The organism is Methylopila musalis, from assembly GCF_042679725.1.
Lineage (GTDB): Bacteria > Pseudomonadota > Alphaproteobacteria > Rhizobiales > Methylopilaceae > Methylopila > Methylopila musalis.
On the sequence record NZ_JBHTMX010000135.1, the window covers coordinates 4,423 to 7,897 of the forward strand.

Consider the following 3,475-nt stretch of genomic DNA (forward strand, 5'->3'; position numbering starts at 1 on the left):
GTTGAGCGGGTGCGGTTCGTTCTGCTGGCGGAGACGTGTCTGGGTCCCGGCTCCAAGGCCGGGACGAGGTCGCGGCGCGCTTGGCTGCGGCCGCTGAAGCTCCGCCGAAAAAGCGCATGACGCCGTGGAGCGTCAGTACGCCATCTCCTTAAACGCCGGGTCGACGCTTTCGCCCCAGGGGCCGTGATACTTGCCGAGCAGGATGTCGGCCAGCGTGCGCTTCTCCTCCACCACCCGCAGCAGCGGGGCGAGGTGGATGCGTTCGTCGTCGCCGATGAGGTTGGCGCGGTTGCGGCGGGCGAGGCCGTCGGAGGCGAGCGCCACCGTCTCGCGGGCGATCTCCAGCACGCTGCGGCCGGCGATGTCGGCCTTCAGCCCTAGGCGCGGAACGTCGTCGCGCAGGCGCTGGCGCTCCTCCGCGCTCCAGCCCTTCACGATCTCCCAGGCCGCGTCCAGATTGGCGTCGTCGTAGAGCAGGCCGACCCAGTAGGAGGGCAGGGCGCAGATGCGGCCCGTGGGACCGGAGTCCGCGCCGCGCATCTCCAGGTAGCGCTTGAGCCGGACCTCGGGGAAGATCGTGGTGAGGTGGTTCGACCAGTCGGCCACCGTGGCGCGCTCGCCCGGAAGCTGCGGCAGACGCCCCTCCAGCAGGTCGCGGAACGAGGCCCCGGCCACGTCGTGGTACCGGTCGCCGCGCTTGACGAAATACATCGGCACGTCGAGCGCATAGTCCACGTAAGCCTCGAAGCCCATGCCGTCCTCGAAGGCGAAGGGCAGCATGCCGGCGCGGTTGTTGTCGGTGTCGCGCCAGATTTCCGAGCGGGCGGAGAGGAAGCCGTTGGGCCGCCCGTCCGTGAAGGGCGAGTTGGCGAACAGCGCGGTCGCGATCGGCTGCAGCGCGAGGCTGACGCGCAGCTTGCGCACCATGTCCGCCTCGCTCGCGAAGTCGAGATTCACCTGCACCGTGGAGGTGCGGTACATCATGTCGAGGCCGCGGGTTCCGACCTTCGGCATGTAGCGGGTCATGATGCCGTAGCGGCCTTTGGGCATCACCGGCGTCTCCGCCAGCGTCCATTTCGGGCTCATGCCGAGGCCGAGGAAGCCGAGGCCGAGCGGCTCCGCCACCTGCCGCACCTGCGCCAGATGGGCGTGCAGTTCGGAACAGGTCTGGTGGATGGTCTCGAGCGGCGCGCCCGACAGCTCGAACTGGCCGCCCGGCTCCAGGCTGATGGCCCCGCCGCCGGTGACGTCGTAGAGGCCGATGATGCGGCCGTCCTCGACGATCGGATCCCAGCCGAGCAGGGCCTGCATGCCCTCCAGCAGCGCGCGGATGCCGGTCGGGCCTTCATAGGGCACAGGCGACAGGTCGGCGCGGCGGAACGGGAACTTCTCGTGTTCGGTGCCGATGCGGAACTGCTCGACCGGCTTGGACCCGGCCTCGAGCCATTCCACGAGCTCGGCCCGCGACGAAATGAGATTGGGATCGATCTGGTCGCGGGCCATGACGGCTCCTGAGAATGCGAAGCCGCAGACAGTTACGGGGTCGGACGACGGCCGTAAAGGCTCACAGGCGGCGTCAGGAGGTGACGCCGAGGCTCCGGCTCGCCGGCAGCACGACCACCTGCGTGCCGGTGGGCACGCGCTCGTACAGATCGATGATGTCGTGGTTCAGCATGCGGATGCAGCCGGACGACAGCGCGCGGCCGATGGAGCGCGGCGCGTTGGTGCCGTGGATGCGGTACATGGTGTCCCGGCCGCCCTGGTAGAGGTAGAGCGCGCGGGCGCCGAGCGGGTTGTCGAGGCCGCCCGGCATGCCGCCCGCCCAACGGGAGTTCAGCTCCGGATCGCGGGAGATCATGTCGCGGGTGGGCGTCCAGGTGGGCCACACGCCCTTGCGCTGGATGGTGGCCCGGCCGTTCCACTCCATGCCCTGCTTGCCCACGCCCACGCCGTAGCGCATGGCGCGGCCGCCTTCGAGCACGAGGTAGAGCAGGCGCGCGTCCGGATCGACCACGATGGTCCCCGGCGCCTCGCCGGTGGGGTCGGACATGGTCCGGCGCAGCACCGCCGGGTGCAGCATGCGCCAGTTCACCGCCGGCATGGGGTGCAGCTCGTCCGGCCGCGGGCCGTAGATCTCGTCGTAGTTCGCGCCGTCCGGATCGATGAAGGAGCGCACGTCCGTGAGCGGACCGCCGGCGCAGGCCGCGAGGCCGAAAGGCATCGCCGCGACGAAGGCGCGGCGCGTCAGGCGGACGGGGGCGTTACGCGACATGGCATGCGATCCGATTCTGGAGAGGCCGGCGGGGCCGCGCGGGGGATGCGGCGGCGCCCCGCCGGCGGCGGGCGGGGGATGAACGCAAAGAGCGCGCGGCCGTTCCAGCGCCGCCGCGCGCTCGTCGTGATGTTACGAGCGGACCACGACCCGCGTGCCGATGGTCACGCGGCTGTAGAGGTCGATCACGTCCTGGTTCAGCATACGGATGCAGCCGGAGGAGACCGCCTTGCCGATGGAGTAGGGCTCGATCGTGCCGTGGATGCGGAACAGCGTGTCCTTGTCGCCCTGCCACAGCGCCATGGAGCGGGCGCCGAGCGGGTTGCTCGGGCCGCCGGGCATGCCGCTGGCGTAAGGCCGGGCCTTGGGATCGCGGGCGACCATCTCTGCGGGCGGATGCCAGTCCGGCCATTCCAGCTTGCGGCGCACATAGGCCTGGCCGGACCAGGCGAAGCCTTCGCGGCCGACGCCGACGCCGTAGCGGATCGCGGTGCCGTCGTCCTGCACCAGGTAGAGGTGCCGCTCGTGCGGGTCGATCACGATGGTGCCGGCGGGCTCGCCGGTGGTGTTGGGCACCGTCTGCTTCAGGAACCGCGGATCGATCTTCTGCAGGTTCACCGGGCGGACGGGATAGGGCTCGTCGGCCACCGAAGCCGCGCCGTAGCGGGCGTCGTTCGACGGCTCGGAGATGTTGGGCAGGCTCGGCAGCACGGGCAGCACCGGAACCGGCGCCGCGGCGTAGGGCATGGCCGTGGGGGGCGGCAGCGGGCGCGAGGCCGAACAGGCCGCGAGCGCCAGCGGCAGCGCGGCGATGGCGATGCGGCGCGACCACAGGGCGGCGCAGGAGACGGTGTCGTGCAGACCAGATGACATGGAGGTTTTCTTCGAAAGACCCGCTAGAGCCGCCCGAGCCAGCGGCCTCACCCAACGCCTATACGCCTCTCGCCGCGTCCGCGGCATGCCGACTTCGCGATTGGGCCGCGATGCCGTGGCTGTGCGTCATTTCCGCAACGCCACCGCAGCTTTCGCCCCGATTTCGGCCGAGAGAATCTAGACCAAATTAAGTTAACAACTGGTCAATTGGGCGGCGGCTCCATCCGCGCCGCCTGCACCAGCGCCAGCGCCGCCACCGCCGCGGTGTCGGCGCGCAGGATGCGGGGGCCGAGCGAGATTCGCGCGACCGCCGGCAGCCGCAGCAGCGCC

Annotated in this window: 4 protein-coding genes; all 4 read right to left on the minus strand. The window is 70.5% G+C overall.

The features are described from left to right. Positions 1-132: 132 nt before the first annotated feature. Positions 133-1,503, minus strand: a complete 1,371-nt coding sequence (locus tag ACFQ4O_RS12850) for a glutamate--cysteine ligase (protein ID WP_378776091.1) — start codon at positions 1,501-1,503, stop codon at positions 133-135. 73 nt (positions 1,504-1,576) lie between these two features. After that, positions 1,577-2,272: a L,D-transpeptidase gene (locus ACFQ4O_RS12855; protein WP_378776092.1), complete on the minus strand. Its 696-nt coding sequence runs from the start codon at positions 2,270-2,272 to the stop codon at positions 1,577-1,579. Between the two features lie 132 nt (positions 2,273-2,404). Beyond that, complete coding sequence (locus ACFQ4O_RS12860; RefSeq protein WP_378776093.1) at positions 2,405-3,145, minus strand: L,D-transpeptidase; 741 nt, start codon at positions 3,143-3,145, stop codon at positions 2,405-2,407. Between the two features lie 203 nt (positions 3,146-3,348). Further along, positions 3,349-3,475, minus strand: a 127-nt coding sequence (locus tag ACFQ4O_RS12865; protein WP_378776095.1) for a 16S rRNA (uracil(1498)-N(3))-methyltransferase, incomplete at its 5' end; no start/stop codon positions are given.